This window comes from Persicitalea jodogahamensis (assembly GCF_014651615.1).
Lineage (GTDB): Bacteria > Bacteroidota > Bacteroidia > Cytophagales > Spirosomataceae > Persicitalea > Persicitalea jodogahamensis.
On the sequence record NZ_BMXF01000002.1, the window covers coordinates 467,139 to 485,935 of the forward strand.

15 protein-coding genes and 1 tRNA gene are annotated in these 18,797 nt (G+C 51.9%); 4 read left to right on the plus strand and 12 right to left on the minus strand.

All coding sequences use genetic code 11. The features are described from left to right. Positions 1 to 41: 41 nt before the first annotated feature. On the minus strand, positions 42 to 1,166 hold the full coding sequence (locus IE117_RS12135; protein WP_189564678.1) for a hypothetical protein: 1,125 nt from the start codon (positions 1,164 to 1,166) through the stop codon (positions 42 to 44). A gap of 135 nt (positions 1,167 to 1,301) precedes the next feature. Here IE117_RS12135 and IE117_RS12140 point away from each other — a divergent pair, with 135 nt between their 5' ends. Then, positions 1,302 to 2,027, plus strand: coding sequence for a hypothetical protein (locus IE117_RS12140; protein WP_189564679.1), 726 nt, complete (start codon positions 1,302 to 1,304; stop codon positions 2,025 to 2,027). A 70-nt stretch (positions 2,028 to 2,097) separates the two neighbouring features. On the opposite strand, the gene IE117_RS12145 is transcribed toward IE117_RS12140, so the two are convergent. Next, positions 2,098 to 3,345: a cation:proton antiporter gene (locus IE117_RS12145; RefSeq protein WP_189564680.1), complete on the minus strand. Its 1,248-nt coding sequence runs from the start codon at positions 3,343 to 3,345 to the stop codon at positions 2,098 to 2,100. 102 nt (positions 3,346 to 3,447) lie between these two features. Here IE117_RS12145 and IE117_RS12150 point away from each other — a divergent pair, with 102 nt between their 5' ends. Further along, positions 3,448 to 4,842 (plus strand): TIGR00341 family protein, encoded by a 1,395-nt coding sequence (locus IE117_RS12150; protein ID WP_189564681.1) that lies wholly within the window; start codon positions 3,448 to 3,450, stop codon positions 4,840 to 4,842. Between the two features lie 53 nt (positions 4,843 to 4,895). Here the strand turns inward: IE117_RS12150 and IE117_RS12155 are convergent, their stop codons facing one another. The 9 genes from IE117_RS12155 to IE117_RS12195 all read right to left on the minus strand — a co-directional run bounded on the left by IE117_RS12155 (position 4,896) and on the right by IE117_RS12195 (position 14,138). Then, positions 4,896 to 6,698 (minus strand): acyl-CoA dehydrogenase, encoded by a 1,803-nt coding sequence (locus tag IE117_RS12155; protein ID WP_189564682.1) that lies wholly within the window; start codon positions 6,696 to 6,698, stop codon positions 4,896 to 4,898. Positions 6,699 to 6,977: 279 nt separating this feature from the next. Further along, a tRNA-Asn gene (locus tag IE117_RS12160) sits at positions 6,978 to 7,051 on the minus strand. 126 nt (positions 7,052 to 7,177) lie between these two features. After that, positions 7,178 to 7,459 carry a hypothetical protein gene (locus tag IE117_RS12165; RefSeq protein ID WP_189564683.1) on the minus strand — a complete coding sequence of 94 codons (282 nt, stop codon included), beginning with the start codon at positions 7,457 to 7,459 and terminating at the stop codon, positions 7,178 to 7,180. A gap of 15 nt (positions 7,460 to 7,474) precedes the next feature. Next, on the minus strand, positions 7,475 to 8,110 hold the full coding sequence (rsmG, locus tag IE117_RS12170) for a 16S rRNA (guanine(527)-N(7))-methyltransferase RsmG (RefSeq protein ID WP_229580783.1): 636 nt from the start codon (positions 8,108 to 8,110) through the stop codon (positions 7,475 to 7,477). Between the two features lie 91 nt (positions 8,111 to 8,201). Continuing rightward, positions 8,202 to 9,575: a cystathionine beta-synthase gene (locus IE117_RS12175; protein WP_189564684.1), complete on the minus strand. Its 1,374-nt coding sequence runs from the start codon at positions 9,573 to 9,575 to the stop codon at positions 8,202 to 8,204. 70 nt (positions 9,576 to 9,645) lie between these two features. Next, the gene (locus IE117_RS12180) at positions 9,646 to 10,869 is read right to left on the minus strand and encodes an OmpA family protein (RefSeq protein ID WP_189564685.1); all 1,224 of its coding nucleotides are present in this window, start codon (positions 10,867 to 10,869) and stop codon (positions 9,646 to 9,648) included. A gap of 104 nt (positions 10,870 to 10,973) precedes the next feature. Continuing rightward, complete coding sequence (locus IE117_RS12185) at positions 10,974 to 11,717, minus strand: DUF5672 family protein (protein ID WP_189564686.1); 744 nt, start codon at positions 11,715 to 11,717, stop codon at positions 10,974 to 10,976. Positions 11,718 to 11,771: 54 nt separating this feature from the next. Further along, positions 11,772 to 12,749: a glycosyltransferase family 2 protein gene (locus tag IE117_RS12190; RefSeq protein ID WP_189564687.1), complete on the minus strand. Its 978-nt coding sequence runs from the start codon at positions 12,747 to 12,749 to the stop codon at positions 11,772 to 11,774. A gap of 84 nt (positions 12,750 to 12,833) precedes the next feature. Then, positions 12,834 to 14,138 (minus strand): UDP-N-acetylmuramoyl-tripeptide--D-alanyl-D-alanine ligase, encoded by a 1,305-nt coding sequence (locus IE117_RS12195; RefSeq protein ID WP_189564688.1) that lies wholly within the window; start codon positions 14,136 to 14,138, stop codon positions 12,834 to 12,836. Between the two features lie 142 nt (positions 14,139 to 14,280). Here IE117_RS12195 and IE117_RS12200 point away from each other — a divergent pair, with 142 nt between their 5' ends. After that, entirely contained in the window at positions 14,281 to 16,497 is a 2,217-nt protein-coding gene (locus IE117_RS12200; RefSeq protein WP_189564689.1) for an FG-GAP-like repeat-containing protein, read from the plus strand. A 38-nt stretch (positions 16,498 to 16,535) separates the two neighbouring features. Here the strand turns inward: IE117_RS12200 and IE117_RS12205 are convergent, their stop codons facing one another. Beyond that, positions 16,536 to 17,510 carry a polyprenyl synthetase family protein gene (locus IE117_RS12205; RefSeq protein ID WP_189564690.1) on the minus strand — a complete coding sequence of 325 codons (975 nt, stop codon included), beginning with the start codon at positions 17,508 to 17,510 and terminating at the stop codon, positions 16,536 to 16,538. Between the two features lie 290 nt (positions 17,511 to 17,800). On the opposite strand from IE117_RS12205, the gene IE117_RS12210 reads away from it, so the two are divergent. Further along, a complete protein-coding gene (locus tag IE117_RS12210) occupies positions 17,801 to 18,727 on the plus strand; it encodes a patatin-like phospholipase family protein (RefSeq protein ID WP_189564691.1) in 927 nt (308 codons plus the stop codon). The last annotated feature ends 70 nt before the right edge of the window (positions 18,728 to 18,797 follow it).

Here is an 18,797-nt window from a genome sequence, read left to right on the forward strand (position 1 = left end):
CGGCGCACCGGACGGACCGCCCTGTAATCAATACAACGTAATCAAACAAGCCGATTGCCGGCTGGCGATTGCTGATCGCCCTTTTCTCGCCAAAGTACCTCGTACTCCAAAAGTAGCGTCCAGCAATGTGCCTCGCAAGTCCAGTTCATATGGAAAATCTTGTGAGATGCCATTTTGTACAACTCCGGAGATTCGTAAGCCGTCAGTAATCCGGCAATGAAGAAACGGAAGCCGTCGAAATCTTTTTCGGTGAACTTCTCCACCGCAATCCGGGGCGGCGCTTGTCCCAGTCGCAGCAGCGAAGTTGCCAGCAATAGCCGGTTCATGGGGTGGATTTCGGTGCGTAGCGATTCCTCTGCATCCCTGACGAGTTTCGCTTTGACAGGCCATAATGCGGCTGGATCAAAAGCCGATATCAGTCGTGCTATGTGATATATGATAAGGGTAGTGCTCGGGTATTGATGGGCACAGCGAAATGGTTCGACGCGGTAACGGTCGGTTTCAACAACCGAGCGAATATAAAGCAGGCTGTGGGCGTCGTGTTGGTTGAGGGGCAATTTGTAGTAAAACAGGCAGTACAGAATATTGCTCAGCACACAGGCGTCGAATTCTACGTACATATTTTTTCCGAACCATGTCGAGTACGCCTTTAGTCTAAGGTACTGGGGGTAGGTGTTTTTGATCCACTGCTTGCTACCGTTGGCGTGTTGGGCGAGTTTGTCTTTGAGCCAACGCAAATCTTCCGGTCCGGGATCGGTGGTCAGGTAGACAAACGCCGTGTCGTCCACGTCGTCGGGAATGCGAAAATGTTCGAAATGGCGGAAGAGGTATCCATTCGGAAAGTGGCGGGAGGGCTTTGTCTTCCAGAAATTATAGGTCTTCAGGCCGTCCTTGTTCTGGAAGTCGGGGTAGTTTTTTTTGATTTTGGACAAAATCAGATCCACTTGCTTTTGTTCTTCAGGTAAAAGCTTGTCGCGGAGCGACTTCAGGGTGAAGCCAATGATAGCCGAGAAAAAAATTGTGGTGTCGGGACGCGCGTAACCGATGGAGGCATTACGGCGGTAAGCCGGGAATAGTCCCGCTGGGAAGTACTTTGTATCCGGCGACTGCAACGAGGTGATTTTTTTCAGGAAATAAGGCACTGTTGAATCAATTTCCTTATTCATATTTTTATAAATATCTGAAATAAAACCAGTTACAAAGTTGTGTCGAACTTAGTAACCTAGCGGGTGCAAAATTGGCATAATACTTGATACCCACTTTATTACCCATTCGATATAACTTTAAAAATCACTACTGCAATGAAACGTCTACTACCTATCGTATTGCTATGCCTGATTTCGGGCGGGGCCATGGCCCAACTGCGCACCTTCATTCTATCCAACATCGACCACCGCGGTTTCGTCAGCCTCTCGGCGGGTTATAGCCTGCCGGGCTGCAACACGCCTTTCGGCAAAAATACGGAACATATCATGGGAAGCGGCCAGTTTGCGCAGACCTCAGTAGGGTATCGTTTCGGCCGCCGCCTGGGTGGGGTTGTCAGTTATTCGTACGGCACCAACACCATTCTGAAGGATGCGCTGCTGAACTCAATCGGCAATAACGTCGATCCCGCCGACTGGGACAGCCATGCTACTAACTGTACTTTGCAAAGCGTGATGGCCGGACCATTGCTAATGGTACCCGCTGGGCGCTTTCAGTTCGACTTCCAACTCACCGCGGGCCTGGCCCAATCCACCAGTTCTCACATCGAACTGAATTCCCGGGGGCGGGACGAACCCGTCTCCTATAAAACTCCATCCCAAAGTACCCATGCTTTTGCGGCCGGAGCCGGGGCCACAGCCCGTTTCAAGCTAAACCGCTGGCTGGGTATTCATTCCTCCCTGCAATACATTGCCGCTAATTTGAAGTACAGCGATCTCCAGCAGGAAATCCGCCTCGGCAGCCAACGCTCCGTCGAAACCATCAACGCCAGCCAGCCGCTGGGAATGATGAATTGGGGGGGAGGGATTAGCTTCATTTTTTAGAAAGCCGGAAAGTACCAGAATGGCAAAGCAAGCAACTTCCGGTCTGTACAGCTTTTGTTTCAGTTGAAAATTACAACCCGTACTTAGTCTTCACCCGTTTCACAATCGGTCCCAGGGTAATGCCCTGAACCAGAATGGCGAAGATGACGATGCAGTAGGTAATCGACAGAATGATGTCTTTGTCCATGGCCGCCGGAAGGGATAGGGCCAGGGCGATGGAAATGCCGCCCCGCAGGCCGCCCCAGGTCATGATGAGTGGGGTGCGGGGCATGAAGTTGACCGACCGGCGCAGGGCCAGAATGGGAATGTAGACCGAGACGAAGCGCGCAAACAAGGCGATAATGATGCCTAAGACGCCGGCTATCCAGTAGTTGTCAAGGTAGGGGATGATTACGATTTCCAAACCAATGAGCACGAATAGCAGTGCGTTCAGCGATTCATCCACCAATTCCCAGAACTTGTCCAGGTACTCTACCGTCTCGCTCGACATAGCCTCGGAGCGGCCTTTGTTGCCGATGAACAGCCCAGCCACAACTACGGCCAGCGGACCCGAGAAATGCAGACTCGATGCCAGCGCGTAGCCGCCCATGACCAATGCCAGCGACAGCAGCACTTCGGTTTGATAATGGTCGATGGACTTCATCATTTTGTAGGTCACATAACCCAGCACGGCACCCAGAATCAGGCCACCGCCGACTTCCTCTCCGAAGAGTAGTGCTACTTCGCCCGGGGTAACCTCTCCGACCCCCATCGTGGCTACTTCCAGAATGGTAAGAAAAATCACCACGCCCACGCCATCGTTGAACAATGATTCGCCCGTGATGACGATTTCCAGGTTTTTAGGAATTTTGGCTTCTTTCAAGATACCCAACACCGCGATAGGATCGGTGGGCGAAATCAAGGCGCCGAGCAACAGGCAATTGATGAACGGAATGGCAAAACCCACGAAGGGCAACACATAGTAAAAAAGCGCCCCGATCAGGAAAGTGGACATCAGTACACCCAGCGTGGCAAAGCTCAGGATGCTCCATTTTTGCTCACGCATGAGCGCCATATCAGTGTGTAATGCTCCGGCAAACAGCAGAAAACTAAGCATCACTTCCAGCAGGACTTGCGGGAAATCTATTTCGCTTACCAGACCTTTGACGCCGGCCAGCACTACCGGGCTGAATTGCCCGACGATCAGGATGGCGATCGAACTCAGCAGGGCAATGAGCATGAGGCCTATGGTGGTGGGAAGCCTGAGATAGCGGAAATTAACGTAGGCAAAAAGGGCGCAAATAGTGGTGAGTAGGGCAATGACAGTAAACAGATCCATTAACAAACAGAGTTAGATTGTAGGGGTTGGCTTGCTTTCTAGGTATTCAAATATATATCTAATTATCTTTGGCCTCAGTATATTTTTTCTGTTTTCGCCACTATGAATGAGCCTAAGTCACCCTTCCGCACCTCGGTTTTTCTACGCTATGTGCGAGGGTTTGTGTATCATTTGTTCAACCTGGAAGAGGGTAAAGCTGACGAAGAGGAAGTCATCGAAGACATCAAGCGGGGGGTGACCTTCCGGGGTACCAACCTTTGGATTCTGATTTGTGCCATTTTTATCTGCTCCATTGGCCTCAATGTGAACTCGACTGCCGTGGTCATCGGGGCCATGTTGATTTCGCCGCTTATGGGGCCAATCATCGGCGTGGGGCTGGGCGTGGGGATTCTGGACCTGGACCTGATCCGCCGGGCCTTGAAAAACCTGGGCATCGCCGCCGGAATCAGTGTACTTTCCTCCACGGTTTATTTCCTGATTACCCCTCTCGACGACGCGCAGACGGAGATTTTGGCCCGGACTACGCCCACGCTCTGGGATGTGCTGATCGCCCTTTTTGGCGGCTTTGCAGGAATTATCGCCAGCACCCGGCAGGATAAGAGCAACGCCATTCCGGGTGTGGCTATCGCCACGGCCCTGATGCCGCCGCTGTGCACGGCAGGCTACGGTATCGCCACCGGGCAGTGGGCTTTTTTTATTGGTGCATTTTATCTGTTTGCGATCAACTGCGTATTTATCACACTCTCCACGGTACTGATCGTCAAGTACCTGCGCTTTCGGCGTCGCCATTACGTGGATGATGCCACCGACCGCCGGGTACAAATCTGGGTCGGGTTCTTTGTATTGGCTACGGCCATTCCCAGCGTCTTCCTGGCGGCCAATGTCGTGCGGAAGAGTTTTTTCGAGCGCAAGGCCCGCGATTTTGTGGAGGCGGAAATCAATACGCCAACTACCCAAATCATCAATCAGCAACTCCTTTACCGGCCCGATACTTCTAGAATTGTCATTACCTGTATCGGCCAAACGCTGGATAGCAGCCAAATCAGGCAAATAAGCAAACAGCTTCCCAAATATGGTCTGGATAAGACCGAATTAATCGTGCGACAGAACTACAACGAGGTCAACGCGCATATGCTCGATGAATTCAATACCAATCTGCGCACGGGAATTTTGGAGGATCTGTACAAAAAGAACGAGGAACTGGTGCAGAATAAGGACGCCCGCATCGACATGCTCGAAAAAGAAATCGCTCGCTACCGTACCATCAATACCCAATCGGGTGATATTGGTCAGGAAATCAAAGTGCAATACCCCAACATCAATGAGTTCTCGCTCACCATGTCTCCCATCTTCAACTTAAAAACTGCCAAGGCCGATACCGCGTACCTGGCCTATGCCAAATTTGCCAAACGCCCCAGTTCGCGCGAAACCAAGCGCATGGAGGATTGGCTAAAAGTACGGGTGAAATCAAAGGATTTGCGGTTGGTAGTTCAGTAAAAGGAGGAAGGGAGAGAAGGAGGGTGGAGGAAAGTAAAATAGTTTGAGATGCATTACATTTTAACTTCTCGCTCTTTCACAATCGTCAGCACTTCCGGATCCTGCAACCGTTTTGCTAAGCCGAGCGTTTTGGGTACTTCGTAGTGAAAATAGTACTTCATCGTCTGGATTTTGCCTTCGTAAAAATCCGTGTTGCTTTCGCCAGGGCTGTTATCTGATAGAGCATTTTGGGCCACGATTCCTTGTTTTAGCCATTGCCACGCCACCGTCACCAGGCCGAACAACTCCATGTAGAGCGTGGCATCCATCAGAAAACGCTCATAGTCGCCTTGCTGGGCAAAGGGCAAGAGGGTACTGGTGACTTTCTGCAAGCGCTGGATTTCCTCGCCCAGCATCTTAGCGTAAGGTTGTAATGTCTCGTGGGTATTTGCTTCTGTGATGGTTTTGTCTATTTCAGCAAAGAGCAGTCGTGGGGCCTTTCCGCCCTGAATCGTCATTTTGCGACCCAGCAAGTCCTGCGACTGAATACCCGTGGTACCCTCGTAAATGGTGGTGATGCGGATGTCGCGGTACATTTGTTCCAACGGGAAATCTTCCGTGAATCCGTAGCCACCCAGTACCTGCAGACCTTCGTTCACCGAGCGGACGCCCATTTCGGTCGGGAATGTCTTGGCCACGGGCGTGAGCAATTCCAGCAGCAAAGTGTAGTTTTCTTTTTCTTCGCCTTTGCTCACGTGGGCCAGGTCCGATAGGCGGGCACTTTCCAGCAACAGCGATAGCGAGCCTTCTACGATGGCCTTTTGAAATAGTAGCATCCGCTTCACATCCGGGTGGTTGATGATCATCGTCTGCGGCGAGTCGAGTTGGTTTTTCTCGTTGAGGCGGCGACTCTGCGGACGTTCTCTGGCGTATTCCAGCGAGGCGCAGTAGGCTGCCGACGCGATGGCCGCGCCCGTGATCCCCACCGCAATGCGCGCTTCATTCATCATCTGAAACATGTAGCTCAGTCCCCGGTTCGCCTCGCCCAATAACCAGCCGTGGCAGTCGCCCCGGTCCCCCATCGTGAGGTGCATGGCCGGAGTACCACGCTGTCCGAGTTTGTGGTAGATTCCCGTGGAAGTCACGTCATTGTCCACGAAACTACCATCTTCCTCTAATCTGAATTTCGGAACCACAAACAATGAAATGCCCTTCGTACCCTTCGGCGCGCCCTTGATTCGGACCAGCATCAAGTGCACCACATTATCCACCGCATCGAGGTCGCCCGCCGAGATGAAAACCTTCTGGCCCGTGATGCGGTAGCTGCCGTCGGGCTGCGGCTCGGCGGTGGTCGTAATGTCCGACAGCGAACTACCCGCCTGCGGTTCGGTCAGGGCCATGGTACCTTGCCATTGCCCGCCCAACATTTTGGCGACATATGCATCCACCAGGGCCGGCGATCCGAAGGTGGCGATCAGATTGGCCGCACCGGAAGTCAGGCCGGTGTACATCATTCCGTTGTTGGCCGCCATTTGAATAAAATCCACACAGGCACCCACCATTTCAGGGAGTTGCTGTCCGCCTTTACCAAACGGAAAACCCGCCCCAATCAGCCCGCCTTCGCCCACGGCTTTCAGAAAAGGCTTGATTTGCGGATGCACCGTCACCTTGCCATCTTTCAACTCGGGCGGATTGCGATCCACGTCGCGGTAGTGCGGATGCATAAGGGTGTCGGCGATTTGCGTCACCGAGTCCAGCACCAGATCGAAGGTCTCCCGGTCGTGGGCTTCGAAGTAAAGGTACTTTGTCAGCTCAGGGGCATCGTGAACTTCGTAGAGCAAAAAGTCAAGGTTGCGGCGGTCGAAGTATTGGGGCATAGCGGTTCGGGAATAGGTAGTGTAATTGAAAACAGGCGAGTGCTATTCTAACGCTTTCAGTGACTGGCGTTGTTTCACACACTTCCACATATTTTCATGAGGAAGTACCCCAGCAATTTTAGAAGAGCTAATAAATGCGATGAGATCGGTAACTCTAATAATTCGATCTCAGATATTTTTTACTCGTTTTCCATCACCTGTTCAAAATGCAATGCTCCCCAAAACTCAATAGCGTCCAAACGAAAAAAGCCCCAAATCTTTCGATTTGAGGCTTTCAGGCTCCCGAAGCTGGGCTCGAACCAGCGACCCTCTGATTAACAGTCAGATGCTCTAACCAACTGAGCTATTCGGGAGTATATAGCAACGCACTTTGGTGGGTGCGAGAAAATTCAGAACTAAGTAGTTGGCCTTTTTCCTGAATTGTGGGTGCAAATGTAAGTCGTTACCCAAAACCACGCAAGCGTTGTGAAGAGTTTTTTTTAGCCCTGCACTTTTTCAAGTAATAACTCCTTGACTTTCCGCGCGTCGCCCTTCGTAAAATTTTTCATAATGATCTCGGCCCGCATCCGGGGAATCACCCGAATCGTGGAAAAAAAGACACCGGAGTCGATTTCCACGCCGGAAATGTCATTATAAAAAACAAAATTATCGGTGCTGTTGAGGGCCTTGCGTACTTTGAAGGTCACGCCCTTTTCGCCGAAGGTGATTTCATCGGGAAACATGGGGTTCATCAGGCCGCTGGCTCGGAATTTTTCGTTCATGGGGTTGGGGTAGTGCTAGTTTTTGGTGGACAAAGGTACATAAACGACTTTCTTGGTTTCAAAAAATTCTTCCTCAAAATCGTCGTTAAGATCGAAAATCTTTACGCGTCCTTTGTATTCGCTGATTTCATCGGCCAGGTCACCACCTTTCAGGCAGAGAACGCCGTTTTTCAGTTCATGGAAAGAATTGGGACTAATACCGTGCCGGACCCAATCCACGAAAGGTGCCAATCGTGTGACGGCGCGGCTGAGCACGAACTCGTAGTTGGCGCGTTCGACGTACTCGGCGCGCGCTTTTTCGGCTACTACGTTGGGTAGTTTCAGCGCGTCAGTCACCTCCTGAACCACTTTGATTTTCTTGCCGATGCTATCGATCAGGTGAAAGTGTGCCTGTGGAAACAGAATCGCCAGCGGAATACCGGGAAAACCACCGCCCGTCCCGACATCCAGAATCGTGGTACCGGGCCGAAATTGAATGACTTTGGCAATCCCCAGCGAATGCAACACGTGCCGTTCATAGAGCGCATCGATATCTTTACGAGAGATGACATTGATCTGCGCGTTCCAGACTCTATAAAGCTCTTCCAACTGCGCAAATTGTTCTCGTTGCCGCTCGGTCAGGTCGGGGAAGTACTTTAAGATTATTTCCATGTGTATTGCAGCGGTTGAGGGAGGGTGTTTAGTTGTTTAGGGTGTAGATAAGAGAACTTTGCTTGTGAAAGTCCAGCCAGACTTAGGTACTTTACACCGTCATCGCCGCCAGCAAATCGGCCTGGGTGATGATATGAATGGCATTGGTTTCGTCCCTTACAAGCAGTGCTTTGTTTTCGCGGTCGATTAAGGATGATAGCGTGTCTACCGTACTGTTCAGAGCCACAAATTTGAAGGGTTTATCCATTACTTCCGCTACGTTCAGCTTCCGTACTTCAGGCTCCTCGATCAGCCTGTGCAGAATCACGGAGTCTGTCAAACTTCCGACGACTTCGCCCTCGGCATTCACGACGGGAAGCTGCGAAATGCCTTCTTTGTTCAAAATCCTGATAGCTTCCGAAACCGGGGTTTCCGAAGCGACCGTCGTCAGGTGTGCCTGTCCGTTACGGCGATGCACGATGTCGCGGGCGGTGGCGAAGGTTCTTTCCAGGAAGCCATGGTCCTTCATCCAGGTATCGTTGTAGATTTTGCCCAGATAGCGTGTACCATGATCGGGAAGAATGATGACCATTACGTCGTCATCGGTGAGGTGTTGGCGAGCATATTCCAGCGCACCGTGCACCGCCGAGCCGCAGCTCCACCCTACGAAAAGTCCTTCTTCCCGCGCCAGGCGGCGGGTCATTAAGGCGGCGTCTTTGTCCGTGACCTTTACAAAATGATCGATCATCGAGAAGTCCACGTTCTCAGGTAGGATGTCCTCACCGATCCCTTCGGTCAGGTAAGGGAAAACCTCCTTTTCGTCGAACTCACCCGTTTCTTTGTATTTCTTGAAAACTGAGCCGTAAGTATCGATCCCCACGGTTACGATGCCGGCTTTCTGCTCTTTCAGATACTTACTCGTGCCACTGGCCGTGCCGCCCGTACCGACACCCGCGCCAAAATGCGTGATCTTTCCTTCGGTTTGCTGCCAGATTTCCGGTCCGGTAGTTTCGTAATGCGCCATGGCGTTGGCGGGATTGTCGTACTGGTTGGCGTAGAACGAGTTGGGGATTTCCTGGTTCAGGCGGCGGGCCACTGAGTAATAGCTACGGGGATCTTCGGGTGCGACATTGGTAGGGCAGACCACCACCTCGGCCCCCACGGCCCGCAGGATGTCGATTTTCTCCTGCGACTGTTTGTCGGCCATCGTGAAGACGCACTTATAGCCCCGGGCGATGCCCGCCAGTGCCAGACCCATACCCGTGTTACCGCTGGTCCCTTCGATGATGGTGCCACCTGGTTTCAGGGTGCCGTTTTTCTCGGCTTCCTCTACCATCCGAATCGCCATGCGGTCTTTTACCGAGTTACCGGGATTGAAGTATTCCACCTTCACCAGGATCGTACCTTTGATGCCTTTGTTGACGCGGTGAAGCTTGACCAGCGGCGTGTTGCCGATGGTGTCGATGATGGATTCGTAATAGTGCATGGCGGTCAGTCGATGAAGTTGGTTTTTGGTAAAATTAAAAAATCCGCGCCGGAAATGGCGCGGAGGGGGACTATATTTCCGTGATGACAAATTCCACGCGGCGGTTTTTACGTCGTTCGGATTCGGAATTTCCCTTGCCGACGGGGCGCGTCGGGCCATAGCCCTGGGTTTCGATGCGGTCAGACACGATACCTTTTTTTGTCAGATAATCGCGGACCGCCTCAGCCCGTTGGCGCGAAAGTTCTACGTTCTTATCAAAATCACCCAGATTATCGGTATGGCCTTCGACGCGAATTTTCAGCGAAGGATTTTCACGCAGCATCGTTACCAGTTCGTCCAGTTCGCCAAATGATTCGGGTAGTAGTTCGAATTTAGAGGTGGCAAAGTAGATTTTGTCCAGCGTCACACTTGCCCCTTTGGCCAGCGGCTGTAGGTAGAAATCGTGTTCAAGTGTAGTGGCCCCGCTTGAATCCGCCGGGCTGACGTCCAGGCTGGTACTAAGGTACCCTTTCGCGCCCGCCACAATCGAGTAGTTTTGCTTGCTATTCAATCCCAGACGATACTCGCCCGACGAAAGATTCATACGCACCGAATCGTCCCCGTCCAGGTAAGTTAAGCTGGCCGGAATGGGCTCCCGCGTTTTGGCGTCATAGATAGTGCCGCTCAGACCCACCAAAGCAGGAGTGGTACTTTTATCAGGTTGCTTCTTCTGGACCGGAGCTTCCGTAATGACAGGTTCCTGTACTTTGGGCTTTACTTCTGGCTTTGGCTTTTCCGCAGGCTTGGGTGTCGCAGGGCGTGGTTCGGGCTTTTTGATTGGTGGGTTTTTGATGTGAATTCCATAGAAATTCCAGTATTGTGTTTCATCGGGGTTCGGCCCCTCGAACAAATCGAATACTTCGATGCCAGGGTCAAGTCGCTCGAAATAAACCCGAAAGTCAATTAATTCATCGGACCTGACTCGCATACTACCTGGCGATTCAGGAATACCTTCCACTTTGACAAACATAAAACGTTTGCTTGTGTTACCAGGCTTATATAGCCGGCTTTTAGGGTCGAAGCTAATCAAATCGCCTGAGCCCAGTAGCTCGGGCATCCTGAACTTTTGATATAAGGCAGGATCTCCATACTGCATATCGATAATCGTGTAGCGGTCGGTAAGCTCGACTCGCAAAATTCGGATTGAACGCGTATAGCGCTCCTCGACGTAAGGGCTATTGGTGATCTGACCAAAGGTTGTCTGAAAGCGCAAACCCAGAGCCAGTAATAAAAGCAGGGAAGATAGTTTTCGCATGGCAAAAGGGGAATTGATTACGTGGCTATAACAACGCAAAAACGCCTCTGTGTGCCGGATAGTGTGTTAATTTTTGTTAAAGTACTGGTAGTCAGAATTTATTATTAATAAAAATTCCGCCAAAATTCCGGCGCGTAACGCTCTCCGGCATGGCAGCCGAAGGGTAGTTGATGTCCGGTGAGTTCGTAGCTGGCCGCCGGGCTTTTCTCAAAAGAAAAGCGCAATGCTTCCTGCCAGGAAGGTAGTTTGATAAACGGTTTCATGGGTAGTAACCGGGTAGCTTCCAGGGAAAAGAGCATATCTTCGTTTCCTTTCCAGGCCGGATAAAAAGTCTGGTAGATTTTCAGGTACCGAATCATTGCCTTCACGCGCCGCAGAGACAGGCCACCGTTAAACACGAGGCGATGGTTGGTCAGTACTTCGGCAAATTGCGAGGCGGCTTCGGCGGGCAGGCTGTCGAATTCAGGTTGATGCAGGCCGGGCGCGCCGAGATAGTCGTATTTCTGGGCGCACCAGTAGGGTAGTTCGTCCCGAAATACCCAGGCGTCCAGCTGGTAAATAAGAATATGCTGATACTTCGCAAAACGACGGTAAAAATCCAGCGAAATCAGTAGTTGGTTGTAGCTATCGGTACCGGTGAAATAGTGGTCAGCGAACGACTCAGTGCCAAGAGAAGGGAATTTTTGTAAAATAGCGCTCACGTCCAGCCCTTCCGGCTTAACCAATAGAACAGGATATCGCCCTAGTACTGAAATACCCTGCGTAAGCGAAGCCAGTTCAGTTTCGCTCAAGGTAGTTTGATAAATCGGAATTAATACCGCTACCGAAGGTTCCGGAAATAAATTCATCGACAGGCAAGGTACTTTTGATACAAGGCACGAAGGTAAGCGAATCGCGCCTTTTTATTCCAACACATCACCCAGTGCGGGCAGCCACCAGTCTTTGCTGCTGAACTTGTAGCGGCCCGTCAGTGCCTCTTTGACCACCGGAACAATACGCAGAAAACGATTTTGGGGAAGCGTCGCCCGACGCTTAAAATGCTTGTGGCGCAAAAAGAGCTTGATGAGTTTCTCGCGGGGAACGAAGGGCAATTCACGCAAATGCAGATAAATCTCGTAAGCGTTGTCCGCTTTGTCTTGAATCGGGGCCAATTTTTCGTTCCGATCCCTGAGCATGCGGTCCTTCATGCGCACCGGGTCCGCTTTTCCTCCGAACCCGACCTGCTGGCTGGCGTGCATGCGGTAGGATACCAGCGGCTCGGCGATGAAATCGATCTTAGATTCCAGACTAAGAGCCAGGGCGATCCAGGCATCGTGAATGAGTCGGGGGATATGCGTCGGGAAAGGCATGAGCCGGTCGAGGCAGGAGCGCCGCAAGGCCAGCGTTGCGCCCGTCACTACAAAGCCGCCAAACAGAATTTCGTGCGCATAGCCTGCCTGCCAGCGTCGCTGCTGTCCGGGGGTGAACTGCACTTCCTGCCAAATGGTGGATCCCGTGGGCAGGGAGTTGTCGTCCATAACCAGGGCATTGGAAAACACCGCATCGATAGCGGGGTGTTCGCGCAGGTAGTTCGCTTGCTTTTCCACCCTGTCTTTTCGCCAGGCGTCGTCCTGGTCACAGCAGAAAATAATGTCGCCCCGGCAAAGTGACAGGCACTTTTCAAAATTCCGGGTTGAACCCAGATTGGTTTCGTTCCTGTGTATACGTATGGAAAAAGTTACTTCTCCGGCAAATTTTTCCAGGATATCGAAGGTGCCATCCTGAGAGCCATCGTCACACACCACAAGTTCGTCCACAGAAACCGTCTGGTTTGCAATGCTATCCAATTGCTCAGATAAGTACTTTTCTCCGTTGTACGTACAGAGCGCTACTGAAATCATCAATTTAACTTTATTTTTACCCTACTGTGTTTCGCAAATCTGGTTGCCTGGTGAGAGCCTGAGAGAATCCTGTATTCTGGATATTTATAAAAATTGTAAAGTGCTCTCTAATCCCATGCCACGCGAGCCTTTAATGAGGATGTGGGTATTTTCCTGCGGATGATCCATGATCCAGTTGTGGAGCGAAAACTTGTCAGGAATGTAGTAGGCCTTCGGCAAGGCGGGTAAAGCATGTTGCATGAGCGGCCCAGTCAGGATCACGACGTCAAATTTTCCTTCGGCGACCAGCTGGCCGATGGCCAAATGTTCGGCGGCGGCTTCATCGCCCAGTTCCAGCATGTCACCCAGGATGACCATTTTACGGGGAGCCTCGCTGCGGGTGAAATGGTCGATGGCGGCCCGCATGGAACTGGGATTGGCGTTATATGCGTCGAGCGTAATGGTATTGCTGCCTTTCTCGATTACCTGCGAGCGATTGTTATCGGGCCGGTAGTCCGAAATGGCGCGGTGCGCATCCTCACCGGGTACTTCAAAATAATGACCGATGGCCAGGGCTGCACAAATATTGTCGAAATTATGCCTACCCGGCAGGTGCGTGACGATGGCTTGTTTTTCCTGATTTTCGTAAATGACAAAGGGTGTTTCTTCAATCAGCGTCGGGTTCACTTCCGAGCTGGCGGAGCGGTAGAAGATGATTTCGCCGAAAGCATGTTTCTTGCTCGCCATTTCCATGAGCGTATCGTCCTGCGCATTCACGAACAAAACCCGCTTTTTCTTGGAAAGATAGGTGTAAAGTTCTCCTTTGCCTTTCTTGACGCCCGCTATCCCGCCAAATCCTTCCAGGTGCGCTTTGCCGATGTTGGTAATGAGACCGTGTGTTGGCTGGGCAATACCGCACAGGAAAGCGATCTCCTGCTGGTGATTGGCCCCCATTTCAATCACGGCGATGGTGTTGTCGTCAGGCTGAATGGACAGCAGCGTGAGCGGAACGCCAATATGATTGTTGAGGTTTCCCACGGTGGCATTGATGCGGTATTTTTTGGCAAGAACCGCCGCAATGAGTTCCTTGGTAGTGGTTTTACCGTTGGAACCCGTAAGCGCGACCACCGGAATATCCCACGTACTGCGATGGTGCTTAGCCAGCTCCTGCAAAGTTGTCAGTACATTCTCCACCAGAAGGAAACGTGAATCTTTAACAACCGAAAAATCATCCACTACCGCGTACGCAGCTCCACTTTCCAGGGCTTTTTCGGCAAAAGTATTCCCGTCGAAGTTGTCGCCCTTCAAGGCAAAAAACAAGCAGCCGGGCAGAATTTTTCTCGTATCGGTGCAGACCAGCGGATTTTTTGAATAAATAGTGTAAAGCTCTTCGAGCGTGATTTCCAGCATAGTTTTAGACAACTTGGGTAATATTGGCGTTAGTATGTGATACGCGGGGTTCGCCCGGCAATGGCAAAGGATACTCTATCAGATAGCAAAGTACCTACAAAAGACGGGCCGGAGGCCCATATTGCGAGGCCAAAATTACACAATGAAATTTCAACACTACCTATTTCTGCTCTTTTCGATAGTCACGTTCAGCCAGGTATCTGCCCAGCAACCCTGGTTTAGACTGGACACCACGACTACCGTCACCCGCAACGGCCAAACGCTGCAAAACCCCTGGGCGGGTGGACTGAACGCCGGGCAGTTCTCGACTATGGACCTGAATGGCGACGGCATCAACGATCTCGTGGCTTTCGACCGGACCTCCAACCGCGTGACGACTTTTCTCGGTGATGCTACCGCCAAGACCTACCGCCATGCCCCAATTTATGAAGCTCGCTTCCCGCCCATGAGTGACTGGATGTTGCTGGCCGACTACGACAAAGATGGGCGAAAAGATCTTTTCACGCATACATCGCAAGGTGTGCAGGTGTTTAAACAAGTGCCGGTGGGAGGTAGCTGGGCCTGGAAGCTTTTCAAGCCGCTGCTCAACTCAGTGGGCTTTTCCGGAAAAATAAATCTCCTGGTAGTGGCTACCGATATTCCGGCGCTCACTGATGTAGACGACGATGGCGACCTGGATATCGTCACCTTCGAACTGTTGGGCAACTTTCTGGAAATGCACCAAAACATGAGCATGGAACGCTATGGCGTTCCGGACAGCCTGGAATTTGTGCGAAACGGTATTTGCTGGGGAAATTTTGTCAAGGAGCACTGCAACGATTTCAGTTTGGGGGTGGACTGCGGTTCGGTTGAAAATCTGGAAAAGAAAAATCCGGGCGGGCGCCTGATGCACGCGGGCAACGCCGTGCTGTTGCAGGACTTGAACGGCGATGGAAAAAAAGACCTGTTGATGGGCCACGTCACCTGCGACAACGTGGCCCGGCTGGTCAATACAGGTACCAACCGCGTAGGAAATTTTACGCGCTTCGACGTAAACTACCCGGCCAAAGATCCCATCGAGTTCACCATCTTTCCGGCGGTGTATAGCGAAGACGTGGACTTCGACGGCGTGAAAGACCTGCTGGCTGCGCCCAATGTGTACGCCAATGAGGGCAATCTGATGGATTTTCAATCTTCCACCTGGTACTATCACAATGCCGGAACGACCACAAATCCGGTTTATGAATTGAAACAGAAAAATTTTCTGCAAGACCAGATGATCGACGTTGGCGAAGACGCCGCTCCTGCTTTTTTCGATGTGGATGGTGATGGTGATCTTGATATGGTGGTGGGTACGGGTGGCACGAGAGGTGAAACCGGCTTTCGGGGTAGTTTGCAATTATTCAGGAATGTTGGCGATGCCAAAACGCCCCGCTATGACTGGACTGCGGCTGAATACCTGAATTTCTCATCCTCGCTGCAACTCACGCATGTCAAACCGCAGTGGGCCGATTTCAACGGCGATGGGGTAGCCGATCTTGGCTTTTCGGGGGTGTCATTCAAAGGAATCGAGTACCGTTATGTTCCGAACCGGGCCGCACGGGGGCAGGCCGTAAGGCTGGATATGAAAGAGGCGGCTGTCGTTACGCTTCCGGCCAACGTGCAGAGTGGCGATCACCCGTATTTTTACGATGTCGATCAGGACGGCGACCTGGATCTGATCGTAGGTACCACGCAGGGAAACGTAAGGTACTTTCAGAATACCGGAAATGCCCAGAAGCCTGTCTATGAACTTAAAACCGAAACCCTGGCAGGAATCAATGCCAATTTCGCGGGCCGTTTCGTCAGCGTTGCCGTGGCAGACTTCGACCTCGACGGCCAGCCTGACCTGCTCACCGCCGACCAAACGGGTATGGTTCGCGTCTCGCATGGTGGTGCCTGGGGGCAATGGAACCGACGCGATAGTTTATTAGTACAGAATGGCACCAGTACTTATGCCCCCAATCTGGGTGCTTATCCACAGGCCACCGTTGCCGACTACAATGGCGACGGTAAGCCTGACGTGGCCGTTGGTACCCATGGTGGGGGTGTCCGGCTGCTTACTAATGTCTTGCCCGTTGTGGTGACGGCGGTTGAGCCCGTCTCGTTCAATTCATTCGTGGTCTACCCCAATCCGGCAGAGGATTATGTGCAGATACGCAGCAGCGCGCCCGGCGTGCTGGATGTCATTTCGTCCGGCGGCCGGGTTTTGCAGGAAAATATCCAGCTTGGCCAAGAAAGTGAAACTACCCTGAACACGTCGCGATGGGCGCCGGGGCTGTATTTATTCCGGGCAAGGTACGGGGAGCGGCAGGAAGTCAGAAAAGTATTAGTGAAGTAGTATTTGTATACCTGAGGGTCGTCGATGCGGTCGAGTGACTACTTGGTACGCTCGATGGTAAACTGCACGAGGTCTTCAAGTGAGTCGCGGTAGGCCGATTGCGGAAAAGCCGTTAAAAGCTGCCGGGCGTCTTCTACGTAGCGCTGCATAGCAGCCTGGGCGTAAGCGATGCCGCCCGACTCCTTTACGTAAGCAATCACTTCCGAAACTTTGCGCGGCTTATGGCTTTCATTCCGGACGATATTGATGATCCGCCGCTTTTCCAGCCACGATGACTGGTTGAGGGCATAGATCAGGGGGAGCGTCATTTTCTTCTCCTTAATGTCGATGCCCAACGGCTTGCCTACTTCCGCATCACCGTAGTCAAACAGGTCGTCTTTGATTTGAAAGGCCATACCTACCTTTTCGCCGAAGCTGTGCATTCGGGCCACAACTTCTGGTGCGGCCCCCACCGAACTGGCCCCCACGGCGCAGCAGGAGGCGATGAGGGATGCCGTTTTCTGGCGGATGATCTCGTAGTAAACGGCCTCATCCACATCCAGCCGACGTGCCTTCTCGATTTGGAGTAGTTCGCCCTCGCTCAGTTCGCGCACGGCGGTAGAAACGATTTTTAACAAATCGAAATCCTGGTTTTCTACGGACAGCAGCAGGCCGCGGGAGAGCAGGTAGTCGCCCACCAGCACCGCAATCTTGTTCTTCCACAGTGCATTCACCGAAAAGAATCCCCGCCGGTAGTTGGAGTCGTCCACGATGTCGTCATGCACGAGGGTGGCCGTGTGCAGAAGTTCGATGAGCGCGCCGCCCCGGTGGGTGGCCTCCGAAATGGTACCGCACACACCCGCCGACAGGAACACGAACATGGGCCGCAACTGCTTCCCTTTCCGCCGGATGATGTAGTTCATGATCTGATCAAGCAGCCGAACGTTGCTTTTCATGGATGCCCGGAACTTAGGCTCAAAAGCCTTCATTTCTTCTCTGATGGGAGCCTGTATATCTTGAATTGAGCGGGTCATGGAAAAGCCATTGAACAATAGCCGTCGGAGGGGAATCGTGAGGTTGGAAGGTAGTTTTAAAGCACAAAATTGCCACAAAATCTTCTGTTTATACCTATTTTGCGCCTGATTTGTTTCTTAAATGAATAAGTAAGGAGGGGCAATTGACAGTAATTTATGGCGAATGCCTGTCTGCTTTCTGTCACCTGATAATCAAAAAGCCCCAATGGCTGTCCGACCGTTTCACACTTTTTCAATAAGTCGACAGCCGGCTGCCACAAGCCGATCGCAACGACGAACCGAGCCAATTTATGAAAGCATTGATATTAGGAGGGGGCTCCATGAAGGGAGCATTTCAGGTAGGGGCCGCAAAGGCGGTATTGGAAGACGGTTTCGCGCCGGACATGATATACGGCGTGTCAGTGGGAGCGCTTAATGCCACCTACCTGGTCAATGAAGCAGGGAAGCAGGATCTTGAAAATGGCTGCATCGACTGGCCCGTTGTGGGACGAAACCTTATGGCTTTCTGGATAAAGCATATCACCCAACCCCAGGACGTAGCTATTTTGCGATCCAGAATGTCGCTGGGTTTTAACACTTTAATGAGCCGTTTCAACGGCCTGCTCGATCCCGCGCCGTTGCACAACCTTATCCGCCATCATACGGATGCTTTCGTGCTACGCAACAGCCCGGTTCGAATCAAGGTAGGCGCTGTCAATATTACCCACGGTGATATCGTGTACGCCTCGCCTGACGACGAATTTTTTATGGATTACGTGCGCGCCAGCTCGTCACTGCCCATGCTGATGCCCGCCGTGCCGATCGGCAGCAAAACCGAACAATACCTGGACGGTGGCCTGCGTGTGGTAGCACCCATCCATGAGGCCATTCGCGACGGAGCCAGGGAAATAGTCCTGATTGCCTGTCATGCCAAGCAGTTGTATTCCCGGGAAAATTTCAGTTCTCGTAACCTCATCAGTCTCATTGAGCGGGTTAAGGACGTAACGGTAAATCAGATCGTGAATAATGACATCGAATGGGCCGAAGGCTACGCCGAGCGCTCCGTATTGCGCGGTGACCCTATCAAATTGACCATCATCCGGCCCGAAGAACCACTCCTGCTGGATTTGCAGGGCTTTTCCTCGGAGGATATTACCCGGCTCATTCTGGAAGGCTATAAAATTGGGCTGGATTCCCTGAAAAGGGCAAAGGGGGGAGCTAAACGAAACACCCGATAGTCTGAGACCATTGCTCACTTCATTTTTTGGGCTTACCATAACAAAAAATCCCGCACCATACGGTGCGGGA

Coding starts and splice junctions, on each gene's coding strand:
- IE117_RS12135 (WP_189564678.1), bottom strand. CDS start 1,166: ATGAATAAGGAAATTGATTCAACAGTGCCTTATTTCCTGAAAAAAATC.
- IE117_RS12140 (WP_189564679.1), top strand. CDS start 1,302: ATGAAACGTCTACTACCTATCGTATTGCTATGCCTGATTTCGGGCGGG.
- IE117_RS12145 (WP_189564680.1), bottom strand. CDS start 3,345: ATGGATCTGTTTACTGTCATTGCCCTACTCACCACTATTTGCGCCCTT.
- IE117_RS12150 (WP_189564681.1), top strand. CDS start 3,448: ATGAATGAGCCTAAGTCACCCTTCCGCACCTCGGTTTTTCTACGCTAT.
- IE117_RS12155 (WP_189564682.1), bottom strand. CDS start 6,698: ATGCCCCAATACTTCGACCGCCGCAACCTTGACTTTTTGCTCTACGAA.
- IE117_RS12165 (WP_189564683.1), bottom strand. CDS start 7,459: ATGAACGAAAAATTCCGAGCCAGCGGCCTGATGAACCCCATGTTTCCC.
- rsmG (WP_229580783.1), bottom strand. CDS start 8,110: ATGGAAATAATCTTAAAGTACTTCCCCGACCTGACCGAGCGGCAACGA.
- IE117_RS12175 (WP_189564684.1), bottom strand. CDS start 9,575: ATGCACTATTACGAATCCATCATCGACACCATCGGCAACACGCCGCTG.
- IE117_RS12180 (WP_189564685.1), bottom strand. CDS start 10,869: ATGCGAAAACTATCTTCCCTGCTTTTATTACTGGCTCTGGGTTTGCGC.
- IE117_RS12185 (WP_189564686.1), bottom strand. CDS start 11,717: ATGAATTTATTTCCGGAACCTTCGGTAGCGGTATTAATTCCGATTTAT.
- IE117_RS12190 (WP_189564687.1), bottom strand. CDS start 12,749: ATGATTTCAGTAGCGCTCTGTACGTACAACGGAGAAAAGTACTTATCT.
- IE117_RS12195 (WP_189564688.1), bottom strand. CDS start 14,138: ATGCTGGAAATCACGCTCGAAGAGCTTTACACTATTTATTCAAAAAAT.
- IE117_RS12200 (WP_189564689.1), top strand. CDS start 14,281: ATGAAATTTCAACACTACCTATTTCTGCTCTTTTCGATAGTCACGTTC.
- IE117_RS12205 (WP_189564690.1), bottom strand. CDS start 17,510: ATGACCCGCTCAATTCAAGATATACAGGCTCCCATCAGAGAAGAAATG.
- IE117_RS12210 (WP_189564691.1), top strand. CDS start 17,801: ATGAAAGCATTGATATTAGGAGGGGGCTCCATGAAGGGAGCATTTCAG.